Origin of the sequence: Pseudoalteromonas sp. Scap25, assembly GCF_013394125.1 — a bacterium.
In the GTDB taxonomy this organism is placed as follows: domain Bacteria; phylum Pseudomonadota; class Gammaproteobacteria; order Enterobacterales; family Alteromonadaceae; genus Pseudoalteromonas.
Genome location: NZ_CP041327.1, coordinates 706,034 through 730,948 on the forward strand (window position 1 = coordinate 706,034; position 24,915 = coordinate 730,948).

A 24,915-nucleotide genomic window follows, 5' to 3' on the forward strand; every position below is an offset into this window, starting at 1 on the left:
AGAGCCTAGAGCCTAGAGCCTAGAGCCTAGACACAAAAAAGCCGCTTACTTCAAATGAAGTAAGCGGCTTTTTTATACTTATAAATTAACTGTTTACGAATGGCATAAGCCATTCGTACTGGTTTAATTATAAGCTTTCTATTTTAACTTTTTGCTCTAGTAGCTTAGTTTTAGCATCGGTAAATTCAGCTAGCTTAGCATTTTCTTTAGCAAGTACCGCTTCAGGTGCATTGTTAACAAACTTTTCGTTAGCCAGTTTATTTTGCACTTGCGCTAGGCCTTTCTCTGCTTTTTCAAGTTGCTTGTTGATACGTGCAAGCTCAGCTTCCACATCAATTAAGCCCGCCATTGGGATCATAATCTCAAGGTTGCCAACATAAGAGGTTGCACACGCTGGGGCATCGTCTTTGTTTTCAAGCAGAGTAAATGCTTCAAGCTTAGCGAGTGACGCTAAAAACGATTCATTTTCGTTAATACGGCGCACATCATCGCTTGATGCGTTAGCCAGTAAAACGCTAAGTGGTTTACTTGGGCTGATATCCATTTCACCACGAATATTACGAATCGCTAAAATGAATTGCTTAACCCACTCTAAATCGTCCATTGCTTGTGCATCAACATTGGCTTGATTATAAACAGGGAAACCCTGAACCATAATACTGGTACCCGCTGTTTCAAGGCCAGCAAGTGGTGCAACACGTTGCCAAATCGTTTCAGTGATGTAAGGCATCATTGGGTGCATTAAGCGTAATAAGCTTTCAAGTACCGTAATAAGTGTATGACGTGTACCGCGTTGCTGTGCTTCATTGCCTTTAAATAGTACCGGCTTTGTCAGTTCTAAGTACCAATCGCAGAACTGATTCCAGGTGAATTCATACAGCGTGTTCGCTGCTAAATCAAAACGGTAGTTATCAAGGTGCTCAGTGTAGGTTTTAACCGTGGCTTCATATTGGCCTAAAATCCAACGATCAGCTAACGAGTACTGTTTTTCGCTCTCGTTAAAGCCACAGTCTTGCTCTTCTGTGTTCATTAATACGTAACGGCTTGCGTTCCATAATTTGTTACAGAAGTTACGGTAGCCTTCAAGGCGGTTCATATCCCAGTTTATATCACGACCAGTTGAAGCCATGGCTGCTAGGGTAAAGCGCAGTGCGTCGGTACCGTGTGCTTCAATACCGTTTGCAAATACTTTGCGGGTATCTTTTTCAATTTTAGCGGCAAGTTTAGGCTGCATCATGTTACCAGTACGCTTTTGTACTAAGTCTTCAAGGCCAATGCCGTCAATCATATCAAGTGGGTCAAGTACGTTACCTTTAGACTTCGACATTTTATCGCCGTTATCGTCACGTATTAAGCCAGTTACATACACGGTTTTAAAAGGAACTTGTGGTTTGCCGTTTTCATCCTTTATAAAGTGCAGCGTCATCATGATCATACGTGCAACCCAGAAGAAAATGATATCAAAACCGGTTACCAACACGTCAGATGGGTGGAAGGTTTTTAAGTCATCGGTATTTTCTGGCCAACCTTGGGTTGAGAAGGTCCACAGTGCTGATGAGAACCACGTATCAAGAACGTCTTCGTCTTGGCTAAGCGCTACGCTATCTGCAATATTGTTATCGCGGCGTACTTCTGCTTCATCACGACCAACGTATACGTTGCCTTCGCTGTCGTACCAAGCTGGAATACGGTGACCCCACCAAAGCTGGCGTGAAATACACCAGTCTTGTACGTCATTCATCCACGAAAAGTACATGTTTTCGTATTGCTTAGGTACAAATTGGATGTCGCCGTTTTTAACTGCGTCTTTTGCAGGTTCAGCAAGTGGTGCAACACGTACATACCATTGGTCAGTAAGTAGTGGTTCAATAACAACACCAGAGCGGTCACCGTAAGGAACGGTTAGGCCATGGTCTTCAATTTTTTCAAGTAGGCCTAGCTCTTCAAATTCAGCAATAATCGCTTTACGTGCGTCAAAACGGTCCAGGCCATGTAAGCGCTCAGGAATTGGCGCATCAAATTCAAGTTCTTTACCATCAAAGGTGTATGTTTCACCTTGGGTTAAAATAGCCGCGTCTTTGTCGAAGATATTAATCATCGGCATCTTGTGGCGCTTACCAACTTCGTTATCGTTAAAGTCGTGCGCAGGGGTTATTTTTACACAGCCCGTACCTTTGTCTTTATCGGCATGTTCATCGGCAACAATTTTAATACGACGATTAACAATCGGTAGTAAAATCTCTTTACCGATTAGGTCTTGGTAGCGCTCGTCATCTGGGTTTACTGCCACACCTGAGTCACCCAACATAGTTTCTGGGCGCGTAGTGGCTACAACAATATAGTCTTTACCGTCTTGCGTTTTTACGCCATCAGCCAGTGGGTAACGTAAGTTCCACATATGGCCTTGTTTGTCTTTGTTTTCTACTTCAAGATCAGAAATCGCAGTGTGTAACTTTGGATCCCAGTTTACTAGGCGTTTACCACGGTAAATTAGGTTTTCTTTATGAAGGCGTACAAATACTTCTTTAACAGCTTCTGATAGGCCATCGTCCATAGTAAAACGTTCACGGTCCCAATCAACAGAAGCACCTAAGCGGCGAAGTTGTTTAGTGATTGTGCCACCAGACTCGTTTTTCCATTCCCAAATTTTATCGATAAATGTATCACGGCCTAAATCGTGGCGTGTTTTACCCTCTTCTGCCGCAAGCTTTCGCTCTACTAGCATTTGCGTGGCAATACCTGCGTGGTCAGTACCTACTTGCCATAATGTATTGTTACCTTGCATACGTTTAAAGCGCGTTAAGGTATCCATGATGGTATCTTGGAAAGCGTGGCCCATGTGTAAGCTACCCGTGACATTTGGCGGCGGGATCATAATTGAATATGGGGTGCCTTGGCCAGATGGCTTAAAGTAGCCTTTTTGTTCCCAGTCTTGATATAGAGACTGTTCAATATCTTGCGGATTGTAGGTTTTATCCATTACACAGAACCTTAAATAAGTACTTAAATTAGTTAGTTAGCTTTGTACGCAGTGAGCGTTAGCGATTAATATCTTGCGTGGTGATATTGGCACCGAGTTGGCGTAGTTTTTTAAAGCGCTCACGAGCGGCTTGTTTGGCTACGGGCTCTACGGGTACAAAATCAAAAACTTGGTTAAACCGACGAATAAAATCCGGTAAGTGATTGGCCAAGTTAATTAATACTTTACGATTACCAACAGGTGGTGTTGTGCCAATTTCTACAGGTGCGCCGCCTTTTGGGCCTTCACCTTGTAAATTGTGGGGCACAAAACTGTCGGCATCAAATGTCCAAATAGTTTCGTCAATGCTGTTGGCGGTTGCTTCGCTGTCTACAAAAATAAATACGCGTTGACCAAGCCGATACTGTTGCCCAGCTATTTGAGCTGCTAAAGCAAAGTGATCATCGGCTTTAGCTAATGACTCATCTTGTTGCTTTAAAATGAAAAACTGGGCATTCATGTTCATTGTATCGGGATTTCCCATGACATTGATTGTGCTGTTATTAAATACACACAAATTAAGAAGGGGATTTTGCCATATAACGGGGTTTGCTTCAATTAATACCCAATAAATAAGGCGCTTTAAAAGCGCCTTATTTTATACTCTATATTGGGCTGTGAAGCCTTTTACAGGTTTGTTAGTCTTGGGTTGCTTCGCTAATGCCTGCTCGGTTTAATAAATACTGAGTTAGCATAGGTACAGGGCGACCCGTTGCGCCTTTTTTAGCGCCGCTGCGCCATGCCGTACCGGCAATATCTAAATGTGCCCAGTTATACTTTTTAGTAAATTTAGATAAGAAACAGGCCGCAGTAATAGTACCTGCAGCTCGGCCACCTAAGTTAGTAAAGTCGGCAAATGGGCTTTCTAGTTGATCTTGATAATCATCCCATAATGGCAGTTGCCATGCACGATCGCCACTTTGCTCAGACGCTTTTAATAAATCATGCGCCAGTGGATTATGGTTTGCTAATAAACCCGTAGCGTGGGCACCTAAAGCAACAATACATGCACCGGTTAATGTAGCAACATCAATCACGGTTTCTGGTTCAAAACGCTCAACATAGGTTAGCGCGTCACATAACACTAAACGGCCTTCGGCATCAGTATTAAGTACTTCAACCGTTTGCCCAGACATAGTGGTTAAAATATCACCTGGGCGATAGGCGTTTGAGCTTGGCATGTTTTCACAACCGGCTAAAACGCCAATTACGTTTATAGGTAGCTGCATTTGTGCAAGCGAGCGCATAGCACCAATAACACCAGCAGCGCCACCCATGTCGTATTTCATTTCATCCATGCCTTCGCCTGGTTTTAATGAAATACCGCCTGAGTCAAAGGTTAAGCCTTTACCAACTAACACGATAGGCGCTTGGTCATCGCCTGCGCCTTTGTAGTTAATTATCGACATAACCGATTCGTTATCACTACCACGACCAACTGCTAGGTATGAGTTCATACCTAGTTCTGCCATTTTATCTTCGCCAATCAGTTCAACAGTGATGTTGTCAAAATTAGTCTCAAGTTCTTTGGCTTGCTCGCCAAGATACGCTGGATTACAAATATTAGGCGGCATATTGGCAACGTCTTTGCACAATTTGCTACCAGCAGCAATCGCTAGGCCATGCTCAATGGCACTTTCACCTATAGTCAGTTCGCGGCGCGTAGGAACGTTAAATACCATTTTACGCAGTGGACGACGTGGGTCTACTTTCTTACTTTTTAGCTGATTGAAGGTGTATAAACAGTCTTGGGTTGTTTCTACCGCTTGACGCACTTTCCAATAGGTATCACGGCCTTTAACGTGTTGCTCAGTTAAAAAGCACACTGCTTCCATCGAGCCTGTTTCGTTTAAGGTGTTGATAGTTTTAGAAATAATTTGTTTATATTGTTTATCGTCTAGTTCGCGTTCTTTACCGCAGCCAACGAGTAGAATACGTTCGCTTAAAATATTGGGTACATGGTGTAATAGTAGTACTTGCCCAGGCTTACCTTCTAAGTCGCCACGGCGTAATAAATTTGAGATATAACCATCGCTGATTTTATCAAGTTGTTCACCAATGGGGGATAACCTGCGTGGTTCGTATACGCCAACAACAATACATGCACTGCGCTGTTTTTCTGGGCTACCACTTTTTACGTTGAATTCCATTGTCACTCCTGATTTTGAGTCATCTATAGAAGCTAAGTTGGGACTAAAAATGTGTTTTCTAGTCTTTTTACCTAAATTTTTAGGTCTAGCGCTAATATTAGTAGATTTTACTCGACTCTTACTGTGTATTTGAACTTTATATGCTTAAGGGTTACTAATGCAACATTATATCGTGATGTTAGGTAGGATAATTAATATTGATGGCTTATAATGTGTGCTTAATACTCATTTAAAATGAGTGAATTAACTCGTTCACTCATTGTTTTTTATTACTATATTGAAATTCCATGTTTAACAGGGGCGAATGTTGCTAATTTTCCGTTATTTGACCACTGAGGTTTTTAAATCGCAGGTCGCCGTATTTTTAACTTTAATGACCATATTTTTGTCGCAAAAGTTTGTTGTCATTCTTGGTGATGCCTCAGAAGGGAGTATCCCAGCAAAGCTTGTGTTTGCCATGATTGCGCTTAAATTACCGCAGTTAGCATCATTAATTTTGCCTCTGAGCTTATTTTTAGGGATTATTTTAGCTTATAGCCGTATTTACGCTGACAGTGAAATGACTGTACTTAAAGCCTGTGGCGTGAGTGAGTGGTATGTAGTGCGTATTACGCTAATTTCAAGTGTCATCTTAGCGTTATTGGCGGCGGTGCTTACCCTGTATATTGCACCGTGGGCAAGCGAACAAGAATACCAACTTAAAGAACAAGCCAAGGCTGATGCTGGTTTATCTGCACTTCGAGCTGGGCGTTTTCAGCAAACCGGTAACGAAAAAGCTGTGGTATTTATTCATAATATTGAAAATAGCGGCAAAGAGCTCAACAAAGTTTTTGTGGCACAACTCCCCGATAGCGAAAAAGGCGACTTAGCGCGATTAGTTTATGCAGAGCAAGGTGTTGTTATTGAAGCACAGAATGGTGAACAGCAGTTAGTACTTACTGATGGTAAACGTTACGAGACCGATGGCGAAGCGCCTTCACTTAACTTAACTGAGTTTGATGGCTACAGCGTACAAATTCGCGAACAAGAAATAGAACATCAACGTCGTAAGTTAGAAGCCGTGCCAACTCGTGAATTAATAACCATTAATACCCCAGAAGCAATTGCACAGTGGCAATGGCGTTTAGCTATTCCGTTATCTATTCCATTATTAACTTTACTTGCAGTACCCCTGAGCGTTGTTAATCCACGCCAAGGTAAATTTGCTAAATTAGTACCGGCTTTGAGCTTATATTTAGGGTATTTCATTTTACTTAATGCAGCTAAGTTTGCGGTAGAAGATGGTAAAATTCCGCCTTCTATTGGTCTGTGGTGGATTCACTTAAGTGCATTATTTATTGGTAGTTTATTAATTATTAGGGGTCGTCCATTAGGTGCTTGGCTGAAAGCTGTTGTTACTAAACGGGAGCAACACGTATGATGAAAACGCTTGATTGGTATTTAGGTCGCAGTATTATGCAAACCACTGGGTTTGCACTAATGGTGCTGGTGGGGATCAGTACTTTAATTAAATTTATAGAGCAGCTTAAATCGGTTGGCCGAGGTAGTTACGACATTATGACCGCCTTGCTATATACAATTTATAGTATGCCTGGCGATTTAGTGGTGTTTTTCCCGATGGCGGCACTTATTGGTGGCTTAACTGGGTTAGGTGCTTTGGCCTCTAATAGTGAGCTGGTAGTGATGCAAGCCGCGGGTATGTCGCGTTTACAAATTATTGGCTCGGTAATGAAAACCGCTATTTTTATGGCCCTGTGCGTAATGGCATTAGGGGAGTGGGGAGCGCCCGCCGCTCAGTTGCATGCAAAGGAAATGCGTAACCAAGCTATTCATGGTGGGGATGTATTTAATGCGCAAAAAGGCGTGTGGGCTAAAGACGGCAGTAATTTTATTAATATTGAAGATGTTGACCAAAATGGCATGCTCCGCGGCGTAAATATGTACCACTTCGATAAGTCGTTGCTACTTACACAAATTACTAAAGCAAAAGAAGCAGTAGGGCGTGATAATGGCTGGCTACTGCGCGATGTGAACAAAGTATTGATCAGTGAAGAGCTTATTACCACGGAGCAAGTTACTGAAGAGTTTTACCCATCTCAGCTTACCGGTGAAAAACTTGGCGTGGTTTCAGTAAAACCAGAGTCATTGTCGTTTTCAGGATTGTGGTCATATTTAGCTTATTTGCAGCAAAATGAGCAAGACACCAGTACCTATGATTTAGCGTTATGGCGTAAATTAATGCAGCCAGTGTCTATTGCTGTGATGTTGTTGGTTGCCTTATCGTTTATATTTGGTCCGCTGCGAACCGTAACTATGGGGGCACGAATTATCATGGGAGTGGTAACGGGGATAGTGTTTCACTTAACTAATGAGATATTTGGCCCAGTGGTAATGGTATATCAAATCCCAGCCATTATAGGCGCCGTTCTGCCGAGCATTTTATTTACTGGGTTTGCAGCTTATTTAATGAATAAGCGGGTGTAGCTAGACTTAAAGCTTAAATAAAAACGCGGCCTTTTTTAAAAGTGCCGCGTTTTTTATGCTTTAGCTTGAGGCTATACAAATTCACTAGATTAAGTATTAATCTAGTTCGCGATAAACGCGTTTATTTTCTTCTTTGGTGAGCGTAACTACTTCGGTTTTTGATAAGTAATCTTGCAGTGCTTTTTTATTTTTAAAGTCGACTAATACCACTAAATTCCCTAAACCAAGTAATGCGCTGATACTGCGGATAATAGCTTGTGGCCAGCTAATTAAACTTCCTTGGTTGGTTTGTACTTTTAAGCGCCATGCTCGCATACCAATTGTTTGCCCACTTTTTGTCCAAAAATAACCAAAAAATACCAAGCCAACAAGCACCAGCAGCGAGCTGCGAATACCAGAAAGTAATAGTGAATCCTGAATACGTGCAGATACATCTTCAGCGCCATTAAGGGCAATAACATCAAGGGAAATAAGCCCTTGAATAGCAAATAAATACAATACCACCGTTAGCATCGCAAAAGCGATAATAGCTAATGTGTCGTACACCAATGACGCAAAACGACGCCAAAACCCTGCTCGTGGAAACTCAGCCGACATAAATATACTCTCACTGTTAATGTGCGCGATAGTTTAGCAAATAAGCCGTTAAATACTACCTATTACGCTACGTGCTTAACTCGGTATTGGCTCAAATGTTAATGGTTGCCTAAATGTTAAGCGGTCGATCACGCTGAATACATAAAACGCTTGCCGCTTTGCTCATTGTTTGTATAATGCTAGGCAATGAGATGGGAGAGGGTACATAATCTTTCACTCTTAAGTGGTTTTTCTTTATCTTCTCGTGTTAGAAGGTTAAAGAAAAATGATGCCAGCGTGATGAAATTGGTATACATGGGGGATTCAAAATCCCCTGCCGAAAGGCGTGCCGGTTCAAGTCCGGCCGCTGGTACCACTTTTTATAGCCCCTGCTAGATTTAGCAGGGGTTTTTTTATGTCTTAAATTTGAGTTGCCGGACTTGAGCGGCACGTGAGGTGCCGCTGTTATAAGTAAAAGTCCGGCCGCTGGTACCACTTTTTATAGCCCCGACCAAATTGGTTGGGGTTTTTTTATGCCTAAGATTTGAGTGGCCGGATTTTAATTACAAAAAATGTGTCCAACATTGCTACTTTTATAAGCAGTAGGTTTTGATCTAAACTTGGCCTGTAAACGTTTTGGTTTACCTAACCTTAAGCTCTGCTTGAGATAGGTTTCTTATCCAGAACTAAGGTTAGATAGTAAACACAGGCCTGACTTTAATCGTATTTTTTATTGATATGAGTTAGCTAAGTTGTGCAATGTGTTTTGACTCGGGTATTATATACCTTAACCTCTTGTTGCGAATAAAACATCATGACTCAATTAACCGCAAAACAGAATATTCAAGCCATTGTAAAAGCGATTAAGGCTGAAGAAGCATTACTGCGTAAAAAACACCCGTTATTAATGCATCAAAATACCTTAGGGATGGCTATTTTACTACTCTCTTTAAGTGCGTTAATAGGAATTGGCACGCTGTATTATTTTGCTATTATACCCGCATGGCTATGTATTATTTTAGCGGCGATTGCTACCTCAATTTCTCATGAACTTGAGCACGACTTAATTCATAAACAGTATTTTAGCAACCAACCATTTTTGCATAATTTTATGATGTTAACCGTGTGGCTGATGCGTCCTAATACCATAAGCCCATGGTACCGTCGCAAGATGCATTTACATCATCATAAAACGTCGGGTACTGAGCAAGATTTAGAAGAACGTTTGGTAGGTAATGGTATTAAAAATCCGTTTTTACGTGCCTTAGTAATTATTGATGGATTACTCGGCTTATTAATTAATGCAAAACGTTTTAGTAGAGAAATTAAAGGGTTTAGTTTTTTTAAAGTGTTTAATGCTGGTTTTCCAATTACCACTGCTTATTTTGCTATTTTATACAGTGTGATAGCGTTTCATTTAATCAATTTATTTACCCCAATTGCGGCTAACTCACCGGTATTTCTACTTGATGTAATGAATGTGTTCGAATTTCTAATGGTGGTGCTGATTGTGCCTAACATTGTGCGTTCGAGCTCACTTAATTTTGTTACTTCAAGTATGCATTATTACGGCGGTGTGAATAATATGCTTGAACAAACTCATGTTATTACTAGCCGTTTATTTATACCATTTAATTTATTTTGCTTTAACTTTGGGCATACTCATACTATTCATCATTTTGTGCCGAATCAGCCGTTTTATTTACGACAAATGATCAGTAAAAAAATCCTTGAAGTGATGCGCCAACACGGGGTACGTTTTAATGATTTTGCCAGTATAAAACAAGCGAATTTGTATCAATCATAATGTTAATTTTTATCCAATTATCAATTGATGCTTTGTTAATATTGCCTAGTCTAATGCTAGGCAATGCCTCTAGTAATATCAGGTAAAGTCCATAAAACCGTTTCAAATACCTAGGGTCTACTGACCTTTGCGGATTGAGATTCGTTAAAACTAGAGCAATTCAATCGCGATACGAGGTTTGTAACCTTGTGGGTTCGATAACTGCTCCTGCGTTATTCTACTGGCTTACATCCCTGTAAGAATAAGTGAAAAACGAGCAAAGCTTCCGCGTCTTGCTCATGTTCCTTACCTATACCCATTCAGGCAACAAAGAGTAAATCGCCTCTTAGCATGGCCTTTGGAACAGCTGAAAATTCAACCTTAAAAGATCATCAGAACTTAGTTAATTCATTACTTAAATACATTTTAACTTAGTGCTCAATTGCTCCTACTCAGTGCTTCGCTATGTAATTTAATATCAATTTTTTAATTACTTATTTTTAAAGTTATGGCTTGCCTTATACTCGATTTTTTAACCTTATATTTTTAAGTTATGAATAAAGAAGCACGTTAATCGAATTGAAATATTTCTGTAATATTTAGGTGTTCTAATGCGCTCTGAAACAAAAACGTCATCAAAATGCCATAATCGGCAAGACAAAAATTGAGATTTAAACATGAGTGAATCAAAGCGCAATACGCTATTAATAAAAACGCTTAACTGGGCTGCTATCGCCTTTTTAGTTTATTTAGTCCTAGTAGCCGTTGGCACTGTCAGTGGTGGTTTTAAATTAGCGTCGGGCGGTACTGAGGGAGCAAAAGAAATTTTTGCATTCGCAACCAACCCGTTTATTGCATTATTATTAGGTGCTTTGGCAACGGCTTTAGTGCAATCGTCATCAACGGTTACTTCAGTAATAGTGGGCCTTGTTGCTGGCGGTTTACCGTTAAGTATTGCTATTCCAATGGTGATGGGTGCAAATATTGGTACGACTATTACTAACACCTTAGTGTCTATTGGTCATATTCGCTCTAAAGAAGAGTTTCAACGTGCGTTTGCAGCATCAACGGTTCATGATTTCTTTAATTTATTTGCCGTTATTATATTTTTACCGCTTGAGATAATGTTTGGTTTGCTGCAAAAAATGTCCGCAGCTCTGTCGCACCTATTTATTGGTGATGCCGACTTATCATTAAAGAGCTACAACTTTATTAAACCACTTGTTAAACCTGCTGTGGGTGTAATAAAAGATGCATTTAGCTTCCTAGACACAAAAATGCTAGGTGCAGCGATGGTTATAGCAGGTATTTGTTTGATTTTATTTGCCGTAACTACATTAGGTAAACTACTTAAAAAAGCATTGGTTGGCACTGCAAAAGATATACTGCATGGTGCAATTGGGCGCGGGCCTATCGCGGGTATCACATCAGGTGCAGCGGTAACAGTTATGGTTCAGTCGTCGTCAACCACAACGAGTTTAATGATCCCACTTGCGGGAAGTGGTGTGTTTACTACACGTCAAATCTATCCATTTACGCTAGGGGCTAATATTGGTACAACCATTACCGCTCTATTAGCTGCCACATCAATTACAGGGCCTATGGCTGAAGTGGCGCTAACGATTGCTTTAGTACACGTTATGTTTAATGTATTTGCGGTTGCACTAATTTACGGAATTCCTGTACTACGTGAAATTCCGCTTAAGTTAGCCGAAAAGCTAGCCGAAATTGGTACAAAGAATAAATCAGCTGCATTAGGCTATGTGTTAGGGTCGTTCTTTGTGGTGCCAGGTTTAATTGTACTGGCCGTTAGATAAGCAAATAAATGAATAAAAAGAATGCGCTATATAGCTTATATAGCGCATTTTTTGTTTTACCATTGGTAACTTACAGACAGCATGGCATTACGCGGTTTTCCTGGGAAGTAACGATCGCCAGTAAAACTAGTGTAATCTGCGCGCTGTGCGTAAGCCTTGTTGGTTAGATTTATTATTCGCGCACTCAGTAATAGCTGTGGGCTTATTTGCCATTGGCCGCGCAAGCTTAAAATATCGTGACCTTGATATTCATGTAAGTTTTCAGGGTCGGTAAAATAGCGACTCACATAGTGCCATTGCAGAGCAAGGTTAACACGCTCGTTGGCTTGCCAGTTAAAATCGATATTAGCAACCTTTCGAGGTGCGGTATCAATATCGTTACCTTTAATATTAATACTGCCAATGATTTGATCATTCGAGTACGTATGCTTGGCATAAGTACCTGCGAAGTTAACCGATAAGTGCTGATTAAAGCTATGCGCTAACTCAAGCTCAATGCCGCGATGTCGAGTTTGGCCGTCATTAACAGTAAAAAAGTCACTGTCACGGTAGATGGTATTGTGCTTGCTCATCGCATAAGCCGACAAACCGTAGCGAGTATTGTTGTACACCCCTTTAATACCTAACTCAGCATTATTTGCTATTTCTGCGTCTAAGTCGGCAGTACTTTGCTCGCGTTGTAATTGATAAAGCTCAGCTGCTTGTGGGGCTCTATAGCCTCTTGAAAAGTTAGCGTATAATGTATTGTTAATATTAAGCTGATAGCTCACACCGAGTTTTGGCGAAAGATTACTAAAGCTGTTTTTAGTGCTCTCGGGGCGACTATAACGACAGCCACCAAAACCACATTTACTGCCATCTTCTTTTGTACGCCCTGTAAGCATATTGTTTTGATAGTTATATTGCATATGCTCATAACGTAGACCTGCAGTTATAAGCCAATTATTTAGCTGCCAATCAATAGCGGCAAATGGGGCATATAAGGTGGCATCGACTTGGTAATCGTAATGTTTACCTTGCGGCACTGTGGCCACTAAAAACGCAGAACCTTGAGTTGGTTTATCTTGGGTTTGTAAAAAATCGGCTTGGGTAAACTCACCATCAAAACCAAGCTTTAAGTTGGTATTGTCGTTCACATAATGCTGATAAAGCGATTGTAGCCCAAACCCAGTTTGGCTATTTTTTTCAAGTGGTGTGCCGGGTAAAAAGTGTTTAAAAAAGTCCATACTTTGGTCACGAATATAAGGGGTAACAACTAGAGTGTTTTCTCCTAATTGCCAGCTTGCTTTACTCCAAGCCCTAAACGAGCGAGCTTTTCTAAAGGCGTCGGGATCAAAATTTTGCTGTGCTATATCTTCATCTTTATAGCTTTGAAAACCGCTAATATAACCAGCAGTTTGTTGATCTAAATTAGTATACGTAAGCCCAGAAACTAAGCTTAAGTTGTCATTATTATAGCGATGGCGCACATTTATTTTTTGTTGCTTTACGCTTTCGTCATCTCGATAACCGCTATCATCAGTAAAACTAGCATTAATACCTAGGCCTGAATTATCCATGGCATGGCCTGCACGTAATTTATAGCGAGCATAACCATAAGAGCCATAATCAAAGCCTAGTAAACCACCACCTTGCGTAGTATCAGGGGTAATAACGTTAATTACACCATGCACTGCATTAGAACCATAAAGTGCAGAACCTGGGCCTTTTAATACTTCAATACGCTCTGCCATTTCGCTATGCGCTTCGAATAGTTCATTGATATTACAAAAACCAGCTGCACGAAGAGCTATGCCATCTTCTGCGGTTAAAACACCACCACAAGCGCCCGTTCCAGAAAGTACTTGCGAGCGCAGAGCCGGTAAATACTCTTGGCCATTCCCACGTTGGACATTGGCACCTGCAACGCGTTGTAGCGCTTCCTCTACATGGGTAGGAGCTATAAGCTCAAGCTGTGATTCACTTAATACACTGATCACCAGTGGTAATGGCGTGGAAAGCGCTTCACTACGCGATGCTGTGGTGGTGATACGTTCAATTGATTGCGCGGTATCTTCAGCACACGCACTATTAATTAAACCTAACTGACTGCATAACAATAACGGGGGTAAATAGTAATATTTCATAAATTCCAGCACATCGGCAATTTGATAAGTTTAGGGTAGGGGATTTTGTGAATTGGTTAAAGCACACTCAACCTATAAACCCGATAAGTAATCGATAAAACAATACAAAAAATGCCCGGAAAAACTAAAGTGAGCACTGAGTAATGTTTAAATAGTAATACCCCTACCACTGCGCCGGCTAAAAACCCGGCAATAATTAATACAAAGACCAAGCATTTTCTATTGTCAAAAGCTTCTCCTTTTAGGGCTTTACCAAACATCAAACCCAGATCGGTAAAAATACCTGTTAAGTGAGTGGTTCGCACAACTGCGCCGCTGTAGTTAGTGGCTAAAGCATTTTGTAAGCCGCAGGCCGCAGAAGCGAGTGTAAGTGCGTAAGGGTAAGAATATTGAAGTAGCTGTGCGCTTAACAGCAGTAAAATACCCTCAATAAATAAGAGCGTATCGTAATGGCGGCCTAGCTTAAGTGAACCGCCTGAAAGCATTAAGCCTGTTAATGCCGAGCCAAATATAAAACTCAGTACAATCGCAATTAAAAATAACGCTGCCTTGATGTTGGTAGTAAGTTCAATAGCTAATGAAGTCACCGACCCTGAAACGTGAGAAATTGCTTGCTGTTCAAACCCTAATAAACCTACTGCGTTTACCATACCGGCAATAAAAGCGAGGGTAAACGCACCATATTCGACCCACTTAGGTAGTTTTGTAAACATCCTTTTAGCTCCGGTTTCAGTGTGTAGATTAATCATACACTTAATTAAAGTTAATAAATGAAAAGAGGTTATATTTTTAACATCACAAGCAAGTGATGATCGCTAAATTTAACTTTTGCGTATCAACCAAATTTGGAATTAATATGTTTAACCAAGAACAGCAATCACGCATTATAGAAATGGCATGGGAAGACAGAACGCCATTTGAAGCCATTGAAAATCTGTATGGGCTAAATTACTCTCAATTAGTTAATTTTATGCGGGAGCATATCTCTAGCGGGTCATTTAAAGTATGGCGTAAGCGCCATGCTGGGCGTAAAACTAAACACCTAAAGTTACGCGACCCCGCGATTATGCGCAGTCATTGTAAAACACAGTACAAGCAACGTTAATTTTTCTCATTTCATGTAATGTTCAGGCTTAGCCGTTAATACTCTTCAGTAATGATCACACTGGAGAATCGCCATGAAATCACTAATCAGTATTTTAGTAATGGTTTTTGCGCTAACGGCAACAAACGCATTTGCTGTACCACACAAAGACAAACATGCAGGCAAGCATGCGAATAAACACGCAAACAAGCATCACTGGAAAAAGCAAAAATATAACCAATACAATAATAAAAAATGGCTTTCTAAGAAACAAGCCAAGCAGTTAATTCGTCAAGGGTGGACTCCACCAGGGTGGCACAGATCTTATCATCAAGGTGATATCCTTGGGCATGACATTTATAAGCGTGCTAGAGTAATAGACCGAGAAAGAGACACAGTGCGAGTTGAAGTTGATCGCACTATTATTCACTTAGTGCACGACACTCGTGAAATACTCTCTATTTTACAGCGCTATTAGGATTTATAAATGCTCACTGTATTGGTCATAGTTACTGGCTTGTTGTTATTAATAACGTTATTACCCCTGTCATACAGTCAGCATTACTTGATACGTAGTTGCGACTTTGTGCGCTTGCAGGTGTGTTACCTAGCAAGCGCTGTAATTATCGTGGCAGTAATAGGTATGTGGCAAATCGACTTTATTGCATACTCATTAATAGCGGCTGTTGCTTTAATTATTTGTGCGCTTCAAGCTAAGTGGATTTATCCCTACACTTGGTTTGCTAAAAAAGAAGTATTAACAGCGCCAAAAAGTAGTGATCATAGCATCAGAATCTTATCCGCTAATGTACTGATGTCGAATCGACATAGTGAGCAGTTAATTAACTTAGTCGATAAATATCAGCCCGATTTACTTATCACCTTAGAAAGCGATAGTTGGTGGCAAGATAAATTGTCCGTGCTTAAAAAAAACTACCCTTATCAAGTACAGTGCCCAAAAGATAACCGCTACGGCATGCATGTATTTAGTAAATTTAACATACTCGATGCACAAATTTGTGCACTTATAGAAGATGATATTCCTTCTATTCATATTTTATTTGAAAACCACCAAGGGTTAAAAATGCAGGGGCATTTTATTCATCCCGCGCCACCAAGCCCAACCGAAGAAGATTCATCACGTCCACGCGATAGCGAATTAATAATGGTGGCTAAAGCCCTTAAAGGTTCAACTCGCCCTACGATAGTCGCTGGCGATTTAAATGATGTTGCTTGGTCACGCAGTACTCGTTTATTTATGCAAATTAGTGGATTTTTAGACCCCCGTAAAGGCCGTGGTTTTTTTAATACTTTTCATGCTAATTACTTTTTTATGCGTTGGCCGCTTGATCATTTATTTCACTCAAAAGGCTTTAGTGTAAAACGAATAAAGCGCCTTGCTAAATATGGCTCCGATCATTTTGCCTTATTAACCGAATTGGTATTTGAAGATGCTAATCAGCAATCCCTAGAAACAAAACCAAGCGAGCAAAAGCAGCAAGATATACAAGAGCTGGCAATGAGCAAAGCAGATAAACGCAAAGTACCTATGTTTGAAAAGGGCTAGGTATAGTACAGATATTAGGTTAAAGGTTTTAGACGAAGTTTTTTGTAGCAAACTATTTGGTTTAGCGTTAATTAACAAAGAGATTCATTATGTTTAATAAAATTATCGACTTTTGGTTTACCGAGCTTGAGCCTAAACAGTGGTGGCAAAAAGACGATGGGCTTGATGCACAAATTAAAACTCGTTTTGGTAAATTGCATCATCAAGCAAGTGTAAATGAGTTATTTGATTGGCGTGAAAGCGCGATAGGTAGTCTTGCGGAAATTATTGTGCTTGATCAGTTCTCACGTAATATTTACCGTGAAAAGCCCGCAGCATTTGCCTGTGATGCATTAGCTCTAGCGTTAGCGCAAACCGCTATTGCGAAAGGGTTTGATAAGGAATTGACGGATGAGCAACGCGTATTTTTGTATATGCCTTTTATGCACAGCGAATCAAAGCTAATTCATAAGGAAGCAGTGAAGTTATATAAAGCGTTAGGTATTCAAAATAACTTAGATTTTGAGTATCAGCATAAGGCGATTATCGATAGATTTAATCGTTATCCGCATCGTAATAAGATACTGGGGCGGGATTCTACCAAAGAAGAGCTTGAATTTTTAAAGCAGCCTAACTCAGGTTTTTAAATTTATTAGACAAAAAAACACCACGCTTGCGACAAGCGCGGTGCTTAATTTTACTAACCTGATACCTGATATTAGCTGTGAATCATGATGCTTTTAACATTCACAAATTCGCGAATCCCAAAGCCACCATGCTCTCGGCCATAACCGCTGTCTTTAACACCACCAAATGGTAGGTTTGGTTGTGCCAAACCATAGCCATTAATATTGATCATGCCGGTGTCAAAATACTTTTTGGCCAGTTCAATGGCTTTCTTCTCATCTTTTGAAAATATACCGCCGCCTAGTCCATAGCGCGAATCATTAGCGATACGCATAGCGTCGTCGTTATCTTTGGCTTTAATTAAAGATGCGACAGGACCAAATAGCTCATCGTCATACGCAGGCATACCCGGTCTGAGGTTTTCCAGCACGGTTGGGGGGTAGTAATAACCTGTTTTTTGCGGTATTTCGCCGCCTACAAGTACTTTTGCACCTGCATTGACAGAGTCTTGTACTTGCTGATGAATTTTGTCGCGTAAATCTTCGCGTGCCATAGGACCTAGTTCAGTATCTTCATCCATTGGGTCGCCCATTTTTATCGCCTTAAACTGCTGGCTTAGTGCTTCTTTGAAGTCATTGTAGAGTGAATCAACCACCACAAAGCGCTTCGCGGCAACACAGGTTTGGCCGTTATTAATAATACGTCCTTGTAAACATGCTTTAACTGCAAGGGCTAAATCAGCGTCGTCAAGTACCACAAAAGCATCGTTACTACCCAGTTCTAGCACGGTTTTTTTAACATGCTTGGCAGCTTGCTCTGCCACTTTTTTACCTGTGCCATCACTTCCAGTAAAGGTTACGCCACTAATCGCTGAGTGTGAAATAAGGGCGCTGGCAGTTTTACCATCAACCAGTAAGTTGCTAAAGCAGTGTTCAGGAAAGCCTGCTTGTAAAAATAGCGTTTCAATTTTCTCAGCCATACCAAATACATTACCGGCGTGTTTTAATACCGTGGTATTACCCGCCATAATGTTTGCGGCACTGTATCTAATAACCTGATAAAGTGGGAAGTTCCACGGCTGAATACCCAGCAGTACGCCGGTAGGGCGATAGCTTATTATTGCACGACCGCCTTGCATGTCGCGCTCCTCGTCGCTAAGCATATCGGCGCCATGTTCAGCGGTATAACGACAAATGTCAGCACAAAGCTGAACTTCTTGGAAGCCTTGCTCATAGACTTTACCCATTTCTTCGGTCATTAGTTTTGCTAAGGCTTCTTTTTGACTTTCAAATAAAGAGGCTAATTTATTTAGATGTTGTGCGCGCTCGGTAAACGAGGTTAATCGCCATGTTAAGTATGTTTCATGAGATTTTTCGATCACTTGCTCTGCTTGAGCTTGAGAAAGCAGTGTATAGCTATTAATGACTTGCTCTGTTGCGGGATTGATCGTATCAACTGTGTTACTCATTTTACCTCCTAACAAATTATGTAATAGGGTAGGTGCAAAACCAAAGCCAGTTAGTTTCTCGATATTAAAAAAATCATAACTATCTGTTAGTAATAGTTTTTACATTACTTATGACTAAAATCTAGATGTTGTTTGCTTGCTGTTTTTGCTATGGTTCTGTAAATACTGCAAGTTGTTGAAAAAGTTACAGGGAGAGTTCAAATGAAGCCATCATTGTTTAATACCACTTTACCGATAATTCAGGCACCTATGGCGGGTGTTCAAAACGAGCAGCTTGCTCTTGTTGTAAGTGAGGCTGGAGGGTTAGGCTCTTTGCCTTGCGCTATGTTATCCCCAGCACAATTAGTTGAGCAGCTAGAAATACTTAGCCACAAAACAACAAAGCCGTTTAATCTTAACTTTTTTTGTCATGCAGTTGCTGACTACACATCCGCGCAACAACAGTGCTGGCATGCATTACTTGCCGCTTACTTTACAGAGTATAAAATTGACCCGCAAAGCTTAACTGCAGGGGCTTCTCGTCAACCTATAAATCAATCGATTGTTGATATAATTGCACCTTATAAGCCAGCAGTTGTGAGTTTTCATTTTGGTTTACCTGGGCAAACTATTGTGGCGCAAATAAAAAGCTGGGGCACTAAAGTAATTTCAACGGCTACCACTTTAGATGAAGCTATTTGGCTTAGTGAAAATGGCGCTGATGGGATTATTGCTCAGGGTATAGAAGCTGGTGGCCATCGAGGGCATTTTTTATCTATGGATTTAAGCTTACAACAAACTACTGAGCAGTTAGTTAAGCGTTGTGTTAAGCATATATCACTACCTATTATTGCTGCTGGTGGTATTGCTTCAGCCGATGATGTTCAGCGGTTTAAAGCGTTAGGAGCGAGTGCAGTCCAAGTAGGGAGTGCTTATTTACTGTGCAAGGAGGCAACAACATCAGCTTTGCATCAACAGGCTATTTTAGATCAGCAACAAGATGAGACCACACTGACCACATTGTTCTCTGGTAGAGCCGCTCGGGGTATTCAAAATCGAGTAATCCAAGAGCTAGGTGCTATGCCAAATGGGGTTCCTGCGTTTCCACATGCCAGCAGTGCAATAACAGCCTTAAGAAGTCGAGCTGAAAAAAGTGCTAAAAGTGATTTTTCACCTTTATGGTGTGGCCAAAAATATATTCCTAGGGTGGGTGTATCAGCGGCTGACATTACACATGCTTTAATGAAAAAATGGTAATTTTTAATGTCTGATAATCCACTTTTATCGCTTGGCGATAGTTATGAAGCACTAGTAAACAAGTTTAAAGTGCAATTGGCTGGTAAGTATCCTCAGCAACTAATAGCGCCCAATACTGTATTAGTGCAACAAGGCGATGTACAAGGTTATGGGTATTTAATTGTGGACGGAGTTTTAGGCGCTATTCATGATGACATAGACGGCGTGCAAAAGTGTAAAGAATTTTATTTTAAAGATGAATTTGCGTTGCTGTTTGCCAATTGGATGACCTCAACACCTGCGTTTTATCAATTAAAAGTGATTAACGAAGCCAATGTAATTAAAGTACCACTAACACTATTTGAGCAAGCACAGTATCATCTGATTAAGCAGCAGCTTATTGCACAGCAACTTATTTTTAAAGAAGCCAAAGAGGCATTTTTATTACTTAATAGCCCCGAGCAGCGTTACTGCTATTTACTCAAACATAAACCTCATTGGTTGGCGCAGCTAAGCTTAAGCCAAGTGGCAATGTATATAGGCATTTCGGCTATTTCGTTGTCACGAATTCGTAAGCGACTTAACTTAAGTTAAGTGCTGTTTTCATAAAGCACTATACACTCCCCATTTTTAAGCCTTAATACTTTGGAGTGTTATGTTTTTAATTGCCCAATCGTTAGTAGCAGCCGCTACTTTACTCGACTTAGCTTCATTTCAGTTTAAGTCCCGACGAATTATTTTAAGCTGTTTATTTACCTCAGTATTATTAACCTCTGCTCACTTTTTTATATTGGGCTATCACAGTGCTGGCTGCTTAATGTTTATTGCCGCGGTGCGTTATTTTTATTGTATTTACTTTAAGCATACTTGGGCTATGTTTGGGTTTATGGCTGTCAGCTGCTTAGCCGTTTATTTTACTTGGCAAGATTGGTTTAGCGCCTTTGCATTGGTGGCGACATTAATACAAACCATTGCTTCATTTCAAAATCGAGATTTGCACTTAAGGTTATGTATGGTGGTGGGAACCTCTTTTTGGATAACACATAATATTTTCGCCGGCTCGCCAGTGGCAATAATCATGGAAAGCCTATTTTTAAGTAGTAACTTACTGGGACTATACCGCTTTTATGTGGGTAAAAAATCGCTGAGCGAACCGCAAATTCAGCCCTAAACACCTAGGTAAAAAACTGTGCAGCAATAGCTTTTAGCAGGTAAGTTTCGCGAATAATCGATAGCCCTTGCTTGTCACTGTTTGCAAGTGTGCGTTCGTTATGAGCTATCGCTTGAAAGATATCAACCCATTTAGCCTGCATGCCATTTTGTTTTTCGTAGTGTTCAAGCTGTGCTTGGCCTAGTTGCTCATCAATTTGGCAGAGGTAGCAGTATGATTTTATATGAATAATATCAAAGTCATCTTTGTGCCAAGGGCGGTACTCTTCGTAAAGCCCAAACTCGCTACATATTTTTATATTTTGTGCGCCAGTTTCTTCACTTAGTTCTCTGATCAACCCTTGTTCAATGCTTTCATGCGGGTCAATTCCACCGCCAGGTAAGCTAAAGTCGTCATAGCGCTGAGTATACATAAGTAAAATGTGTTGTTGCTTAAATGCAATAGCGCGAGCGGTTGGGCGAGAAAATTGACGACCTTGCTCAATATTGATTGAGGGATGAATGTAGGTTTTTAATAAGCGCATAACAACTCCTGTAATAAAAATAAATTATATCAGTTAGTTATATTAATTGCTTTAATAGAGATTTAATAAGCCGCATAAAATAGCGCTATTTCAGCGCCTATACAGCTACTTATGATTAAACTATTGAATTAAAAATAAAACAGCCGCACTTTGTACCTTAATTATGTATATCTTTCATTTACTTTAAAGGGCAAGTAGAATAGTGAAAAAGCACAGGGATTATTCATGTTAAATATACTTTTAGTCGATGACGACATCGAATTCAGCGATGTTATTTGCCATATTGTTGAGTTTCTTGGCCACAACATTAATACAGCAACCAGTTTAAAAGAAGCACATCAGTGGTTTGAAAATAATACTTTCGATCACGTGCTGCTCGATTTTATGTTACCTGATGGCAGTGGCTTGCATTTATTAGATCATTTAAAAATGATTGGTCAATCGCCTAAAGTCACCCTTATTTCTGGTCACCCTTCGGTTAAAGGTATTTTAGCTGAGATGTGTGAGCCTAATGTGTCGCATCTATTAAAGCCGCTGCAACGTGAAGATTTAGAATTAGTATTAAACGGCCCGAAAAAAACGGTTAAAAAAGCGAAAAGTGCCGCCATTACACACCATTTTGACACGCTTATTGGCGAGTCTGCGCCCATGCAACAGCTTTATACCATGATAGAGCGCGTAGCTAAAACTAATGCTAACGTTATGCTTATGGGTGAAAGCGGAGCAGGTAAAGAGGTGGTAGCGCAAGCTATTCATAATGCCAGTAAATGCGAAGGTCCACTGGTGGCGAGTAACTGTGGTGCGCTTTCAAAAGAACTTATTGGTAGTGAATTATTTGGTCACGAAAAAGGTGCATTTACCGGTGCTATTGCCCGTAAAGAAGGCGTGTTTGAACAAGCCGATGGCGGAACGTTATTTCTTGATGAAGTCACTGAAATGCCGATTGATATGCAGCCTAATTTATTGCGTGTACTTGAAACTAAAAAAGTAACACGGGTTGGTGGTAATCGTGAGTTACCAGTAAATTGCCGTGTTATTTCAGCGACTAACCGCTCTCTTACCGATTTAGCGCAGAATAATATTTTACGTGAAGATATTTACTTTAGACTCGCTGTTTTTCCAATTGATATACCGACACTTCGAGAGCGAAAAGAAGATATTCCATTACTCGCAAAAGCATTTTTAGGGCAGTTGAACGATGAAAATGGTACAGCGTTTGCGTGGACTAATGAACAACTTAAAGAGCTACAAACATACGACTGGCCAGGTAACGTACGTGAACTTCGCCATGCTATTCATCGCGCTTTTATTATGAGCGATCCGCAAACTAGCACAATTACATTACCTGACAACTTAGAGTCACCTTTTTCAAGGGTTAATACTCAATCTGAGGACAAACAGGTATCAGCAGGGCAAACAATTGAAGAAGTTGAAAAAGAACTTATTCATGCCACGCTCGATAAGGTACAAGGTAATAAAACTTTAGCAGCACAAATGCTGGGTATTAGTACTAAAACCTTATATAACCGTTTAAATGCTTATGGTGGTATTGGCGAGTATAAATAACCAGTATGCAAATTTAATAACAACAAAACGAGGATTTTGATGGCATCGTCAGAAAAAACAAAACCTTTGAATGAGCTGGTACACGACGCACGTGCGCCACTAAATCGTATTTCGATGAATGCTGAACTAATTAAGCTAGTACTTGAAAACGATATGCCAAAAGATAAAGCACTCGCTGCACTGGATAAAATAATTGCTAATTGCCAAGCGTGCAGTGACAGTTTGCAGCTTATTTCAGAATCGAAGTAACCCTAATTAATTCAGGACGATAAATGATTAAACGCAAACAGCAAGGCAAGGCAAATGTAGTATGGGCGTTATTTATATCTATAGTGCTGTGTATTATTGTTGGTAATGCTTTTTTAGCCATTAATACCATACAAGGCCTAACGCGTACTCAACAAAGTTTAGATAACACTAATATGCTAAGTACGGCGATAGAGCAATTGCACCTTTCGGTGGTGCAAGCTGAGTCGGGGCAGCGTGGGTATTTATTAACTCAAACGGATGATTATTTAGTGCCTTACTACGATGCCGTCGCACAAATAAAGTCTCAAACGAACCATGTGAGCGCCTTACATTCTGAAATTGACGGGCAAGCTGAGCGTATTGCACAGCTGTTACTATTGGTTGAAGCTAAAATAGATGAGCTTAAAATAACGGTTAAATTAGCATTAAACGATAAGGAAAAGCGTGCACTTCTGAGGCTCAATACACATGAAGGGCGTGACCTGTATAGAGAGATCCGTGCATTGGTTAGTGATATTCAAGAGCGTGAGTTGCTCTTTAAAATCAGCCACTTCTCTAAATTAGAACAAATTAAGAAAGAAGCTAAAATCACTTTTGGTATAACAGCAGTTACCAGTGCATTGTTGATTTTGGGTATGTTTTTATTAGCTAGGCTTAATTTAAAAAATGCGGCCGAGTATCGTGCCGAGCTTGAAATGCAAAATGAAACTTTAGCCAGTAAAGTGAGTGAACGTACTCAAGAGCTTACCTTGTATTCTGATGAATTGAGTCGTAGTAACCGAGAGTTAGAAGAGTTTGCTTTTGTTGCCAGTCATGACTTGCAAGAGCCGCTAAGGAAAATTCAAGCATTTAGTGATCGGCTTGAAAGCATGTTTAAAGACGAGTTGGGCGAAAAAGGCGCTGATTATATTGCCCGCATGAAAAATGCAGCGCAAAGAATGTCTAACTTAATTAATGATTTATTAGAGTTCTCTCGAGTAACGACCCGAGGTAAAGATTTTACTGATACCGATTTAAACAGTATTCTGAATGATATAAAAGGTGATTTAGAAATAGCGATTATTGAGTGTAATGCACAGGTTGTTACGGTTGAGATGCCCATTATTCAGGCTGATCCAAGTCAAATGCATCAGCTGTTTTTAAACTTAATTTCAAATGCAGTGAAGTTCAGAGCGCCTAACGTGGACCCAGTTGTTAATGTTGACTTTGAACGGGTATGTGAGTTTAGTGAAGATCATAACAGTGAGATATGCTGGCACGTTATTACCGTAAAAGATAATGGGATCGGCTTCTCTGATGAGTACGCGGATAAAATATTTGTACCATTTCAACGTTTGCATGGCCGTTCAGAATATAAAGGAACGGGTATTGGTTTATCTGTATGTCGTCGAATCGTAGAGCGACATGGCGGCTCTATTGCTGCGATAAGCTCCCTAGGTGAAGGGGCAACTTTCATTATTAAATTACCTGTGAATGCAGAGTTATTCACACTACAAGGAGAGGCATAA

22 protein-coding genes and 1 tRNA gene are annotated in these 24,915 nt (G+C 40.4%); 15 read left to right on the forward strand and 8 right to left on the reverse strand.

Annotation, left to right across the window (positions count from 1 at the left end; genetic code table 11):
- Window positions 1–127: 127 nt before the first annotated feature.
- The 3 genes from FLM54_RS03255 to pepA form a co-directional block, all read right to left on the reverse strand.
- On the reverse strand, window positions 128–2,980 hold the full coding sequence (locus tag FLM54_RS03255; protein ID WP_178955139.1) for a valine--tRNA ligase: 2,853 nt from the start codon (window positions 2,978–2,980) through the stop codon (window positions 128–130).
- Window positions 2,981–3,038: 58 nt separating this feature from the next.
- On the reverse strand, window positions 3,039–3,485 hold the full coding sequence (locus FLM54_RS03260) for a DNA polymerase III subunit chi (RefSeq protein WP_008112488.1): 447 nt from the start codon (window positions 3,483–3,485) through the stop codon (window positions 3,039–3,041).
- 172 nt (window positions 3,486–3,657) lie between these two features.
- On the reverse strand, window positions 3,658–5,169 hold the full coding sequence (pepA, locus tag FLM54_RS03265; protein ID WP_008112485.1) for a leucyl aminopeptidase: 1,512 nt from the start codon (window positions 5,167–5,169) through the stop codon (window positions 3,658–3,660).
- A 307-nt stretch (window positions 5,170–5,476) separates the two neighbouring features.
- Here pepA and lptF point away from each other — a divergent pair, with 307 nt between their 5' ends.
- Both lptF and lptG read left to right on the forward strand, forming a co-directional pair.
- Complete coding sequence (gene lptF / locus FLM54_RS03270; RefSeq protein ID WP_178956840.1) at window positions 5,477–6,589, forward strand: LPS export ABC transporter permease LptF; 1,113 nt, start codon at window positions 5,477–5,479, stop codon at window positions 6,587–6,589.
- Window positions 6,586–7,653, forward strand: coding sequence for an LPS export ABC transporter permease LptG (lptG, locus tag FLM54_RS03275; RefSeq protein WP_178955141.1), 1,068 nt, complete (start codon window positions 6,586–6,588; stop codon window positions 7,651–7,653). The genes lptF and lptG overlap by 4 nt, the downstream gene beginning before the upstream one ends.
- 96 nt (window positions 7,654–7,749) lie before the next feature.
- Here lptG and FLM54_RS03280 read toward each other — a convergent pair whose 3' ends face one another.
- The gene (locus FLM54_RS03280) at window positions 7,750–8,250 is read right to left on the reverse strand and encodes an RDD family protein (RefSeq protein ID WP_138571397.1); all 501 of its coding nucleotides are present in this window, start codon (window positions 8,248–8,250) and stop codon (window positions 7,750–7,752) included.
- A gap of 270 nt (window positions 8,251–8,520) precedes the next feature.
- Here FLM54_RS03280 and FLM54_RS03285 point away from each other — a divergent pair.
- The 3 genes from FLM54_RS03285 to FLM54_RS03295 all read left to right on the forward strand — a co-directional run bounded on the left by FLM54_RS03285 (window position 8,521) and on the right by FLM54_RS03295 (window position 11,832).
- Window positions 8,521–8,605, forward strand: a tRNA-Leu gene (locus FLM54_RS03285).
- Between the two features lie 438 nt (window positions 8,606–9,043).
- Window positions 9,044–10,036, forward strand: coding sequence for a fatty acid desaturase (locus FLM54_RS03290; RefSeq protein WP_178955143.1), 993 nt, complete (start codon window positions 9,044–9,046; stop codon window positions 10,034–10,036).
- 656 nt (window positions 10,037–10,692) lie between these two features.
- Window positions 10,693–11,832, forward strand: coding sequence for a Na/Pi symporter (locus FLM54_RS03295; protein WP_008114296.1), 1,140 nt, complete (start codon window positions 10,693–10,695; stop codon window positions 11,830–11,832).
- Window positions 11,833–11,888: 56 nt separating this feature from the next.
- Here the strand turns inward: FLM54_RS03295 and FLM54_RS03300 are convergent, their stop codons facing one another.
- Both FLM54_RS03300 and FLM54_RS03305 read right to left on the reverse strand, forming a co-directional pair.
- Window positions 11,889–13,958: a TonB-dependent receptor gene (locus tag FLM54_RS03300; RefSeq protein WP_178955145.1), complete on the reverse strand. Its 2,070-nt coding sequence runs from the start codon at window positions 13,956–13,958 to the stop codon at window positions 11,889–11,891.
- A gap of 56 nt (window positions 13,959–14,014) precedes the next feature.
- Entirely contained in the window at window positions 14,015–14,671 is a 657-nt protein-coding gene (locus FLM54_RS03305; protein WP_178955147.1) for a YoaK family protein, read from the reverse strand.
- 143 nt (window positions 14,672–14,814) lie between these two features.
- Between FLM54_RS03305 and FLM54_RS03310 the strand changes: the two genes are divergently transcribed.
- From FLM54_RS03310 to FLM54_RS03325, 4 genes are all read left to right on the forward strand, one after another.
- On the forward strand, window positions 14,815–15,063 hold the full coding sequence (locus tag FLM54_RS03310) for a TIGR03643 family protein (RefSeq protein ID WP_041708743.1): 249 nt from the start codon (window positions 14,815–14,817) through the stop codon (window positions 15,061–15,063).
- A gap of 73 nt (window positions 15,064–15,136) precedes the next feature.
- The gene (locus tag FLM54_RS03315) at window positions 15,137–15,520 is read left to right on the forward strand and encodes a hypothetical protein (RefSeq protein WP_075170389.1); all 384 of its coding nucleotides are present in this window, start codon (window positions 15,137–15,139) and stop codon (window positions 15,518–15,520) included.
- 9 nt (window positions 15,521–15,529) lie between these two features.
- On the forward strand, window positions 15,530–16,609 hold the full coding sequence (locus tag FLM54_RS03320) for an endonuclease/exonuclease/phosphatase family protein (RefSeq protein ID WP_178955149.1): 1,080 nt from the start codon (window positions 15,530–15,532) through the stop codon (window positions 16,607–16,609).
- Window positions 16,610–16,698: 89 nt separating this feature from the next.
- The gene (locus FLM54_RS03325) at window positions 16,699–17,235 is read left to right on the forward strand and encodes a DUF924 family protein (protein ID WP_138605233.1); all 537 of its coding nucleotides are present in this window, start codon (window positions 16,699–16,701) and stop codon (window positions 17,233–17,235) included.
- 71 nt (window positions 17,236–17,306) lie between these two features.
- On the opposite strand, the gene FLM54_RS03330 is transcribed toward FLM54_RS03325, so the two are convergent.
- Window positions 17,307–18,683 (reverse strand): NAD-dependent succinate-semialdehyde dehydrogenase, encoded by a 1,377-nt coding sequence (locus FLM54_RS03330; RefSeq protein WP_178955151.1) that lies wholly within the window; start codon window positions 18,681–18,683, stop codon window positions 17,307–17,309.
- A 201-nt stretch (window positions 18,684–18,884) separates the two neighbouring features.
- Between FLM54_RS03330 and FLM54_RS03335 the strand changes: the two genes are divergently transcribed.
- The 3 genes from FLM54_RS03335 to FLM54_RS03345 all read left to right on the forward strand — a co-directional run bounded on the left by FLM54_RS03335 (window position 18,885) and on the right by FLM54_RS03345 (window position 21,069).
- Window positions 18,885–19,919: an NAD(P)H-dependent flavin oxidoreductase gene (locus tag FLM54_RS03335; protein WP_178955153.1), complete on the forward strand. Its 1,035-nt coding sequence runs from the start codon at window positions 18,885–18,887 to the stop codon at window positions 19,917–19,919.
- Window positions 19,920–19,925: 6 nt separating this feature from the next.
- A complete protein-coding gene (locus tag FLM54_RS03340; RefSeq protein ID WP_178955155.1) occupies window positions 19,926–20,492 on the forward strand; it encodes a Crp/Fnr family transcriptional regulator in 567 nt (188 codons plus the stop codon).
- A 61-nt stretch (window positions 20,493–20,553) separates the two neighbouring features.
- On the forward strand, window positions 20,554–21,069 hold the full coding sequence (locus FLM54_RS03345) for a YgjV family protein (protein ID WP_178955157.1): 516 nt from the start codon (window positions 20,554–20,556) through the stop codon (window positions 21,067–21,069).
- Window positions 21,070–21,073: 4 nt separating this feature from the next.
- Here FLM54_RS03345 and FLM54_RS03350 read toward each other — a convergent pair whose 3' ends face one another.
- Complete coding sequence (locus FLM54_RS03350) at window positions 21,074–21,592, reverse strand: NUDIX hydrolase (RefSeq protein ID WP_178955159.1); 519 nt, start codon at window positions 21,590–21,592, stop codon at window positions 21,074–21,076.
- A 225-nt stretch (window positions 21,593–21,817) separates the two neighbouring features.
- Here FLM54_RS03350 and FLM54_RS03355 point away from each other — a divergent pair, with 225 nt between their 5' ends.
- From FLM54_RS03355 to FLM54_RS03365, 3 genes are read left to right on the forward strand one after another with little or no spacing between them, the layout of a single operon-like run.
- Window positions 21,818–23,158: a sigma-54 dependent transcriptional regulator gene (locus FLM54_RS03355; RefSeq protein WP_178955161.1), complete on the forward strand. Its 1,341-nt coding sequence runs from the start codon at window positions 21,818–21,820 to the stop codon at window positions 23,156–23,158.
- 39 nt (window positions 23,159–23,197) lie between these two features.
- Window positions 23,198–23,407, forward strand: coding sequence for a histidine kinase (locus FLM54_RS03360; RefSeq protein WP_138605223.1), 210 nt, complete (start codon window positions 23,198–23,200; stop codon window positions 23,405–23,407).
- A gap of 23 nt (window positions 23,408–23,430) precedes the next feature.
- Window positions 23,431–24,915: an ATP-binding protein gene (locus FLM54_RS03365; RefSeq protein ID WP_178955163.1), complete on the forward strand. Its 1,485-nt coding sequence runs from the start codon at window positions 23,431–23,433 to the stop codon at window positions 24,913–24,915.

Excerpts from the sequence above, each read along its gene's own strand:
- FLM54_RS03255 (WP_178955139.1), bottom strand. The coding sequence starts at position 2,980 with ATGGATAAAACCTACAATCCGCAAGATATTGAACAGTCTCTATATCAA.
- FLM54_RS03260 (WP_008112488.1), bottom strand. The coding sequence starts at position 3,485 with ATGAACATGAATGCCCAGTTTTTCATTTTAAAGCAACAAGATGAGTCA.
- pepA (WP_008112485.1), bottom strand. The coding sequence starts at position 5,169 with ATGGAATTCAACGTAAAAAGTGGTAGCCCAGAAAAACAGCGCAGTGCA.
- lptG (WP_178955141.1), top strand. The coding sequence starts at position 6,586 with ATGATGAAAACGCTTGATTGGTATTTAGGTCGCAGTATTATGCAAACC.
- FLM54_RS03280 (WP_138571397.1), bottom strand. The coding sequence starts at position 8,250 with ATGTCGGCTGAGTTTCCACGAGCAGGGTTTTGGCGTCGTTTTGCGTCA.
- FLM54_RS03290 (WP_178955143.1), top strand. The coding sequence starts at position 9,044 with ATGACTCAATTAACCGCAAAACAGAATATTCAAGCCATTGTAAAAGCG.
- FLM54_RS03295 (WP_008114296.1), top strand. The coding sequence starts at position 10,693 with ATGAGTGAATCAAAGCGCAATACGCTATTAATAAAAACGCTTAACTGG.
- FLM54_RS03300 (WP_178955145.1), bottom strand. The coding sequence starts at position 13,958 with ATGAAATATTACTATTTACCCCCGTTATTGTTATGCAGTCAGTTAGGT.
- FLM54_RS03305 (WP_178955147.1), bottom strand. The coding sequence starts at position 14,671 with ATGTTTACAAAACTACCTAAGTGGGTCGAATATGGTGCGTTTACCCTC.
- FLM54_RS03310 (WP_041708743.1), top strand. The coding sequence starts at position 14,815 with ATGTTTAACCAAGAACAGCAATCACGCATTATAGAAATGGCATGGGAA.
- FLM54_RS03315 (WP_075170389.1), top strand. The coding sequence starts at position 15,137 with ATGAAATCACTAATCAGTATTTTAGTAATGGTTTTTGCGCTAACGGCA.
- FLM54_RS03320 (WP_178955149.1), top strand. The coding sequence starts at position 15,530 with ATGCTCACTGTATTGGTCATAGTTACTGGCTTGTTGTTATTAATAACG.
- FLM54_RS03325 (WP_138605233.1), top strand. The coding sequence starts at position 16,699 with ATGTTTAATAAAATTATCGACTTTTGGTTTACCGAGCTTGAGCCTAAA.
- FLM54_RS03330 (WP_178955151.1), bottom strand. The coding sequence starts at position 18,683 with ATGAGTAACACAGTTGATACGATCAATCCCGCAACAGAGCAAGTCATT.
- FLM54_RS03335 (WP_178955153.1), top strand. The coding sequence starts at position 18,885 with ATGAAGCCATCATTGTTTAATACCACTTTACCGATAATTCAGGCACCT.
- FLM54_RS03340 (WP_178955155.1), top strand. The coding sequence starts at position 19,926 with ATGTCTGATAATCCACTTTTATCGCTTGGCGATAGTTATGAAGCACTA.
- FLM54_RS03345 (WP_178955157.1), top strand. The coding sequence starts at position 20,554 with ATGTTTTTAATTGCCCAATCGTTAGTAGCAGCCGCTACTTTACTCGAC.
- FLM54_RS03350 (WP_178955159.1), bottom strand. The coding sequence starts at position 21,592 with ATGCGCTTATTAAAAACCTACATTCATCCCTCAATCAATATTGAGCAA.
- FLM54_RS03355 (WP_178955161.1), top strand. The coding sequence starts at position 21,818 with ATGTTAAATATACTTTTAGTCGATGACGACATCGAATTCAGCGATGTT.
- FLM54_RS03360 (WP_138605223.1), top strand. The coding sequence starts at position 23,198 with ATGGCATCGTCAGAAAAAACAAAACCTTTGAATGAGCTGGTACACGAC.
- FLM54_RS03365 (WP_178955163.1), top strand. The coding sequence starts at position 23,431 with ATGATTAAACGCAAACAGCAAGGCAAGGCAAATGTAGTATGGGCGTTA.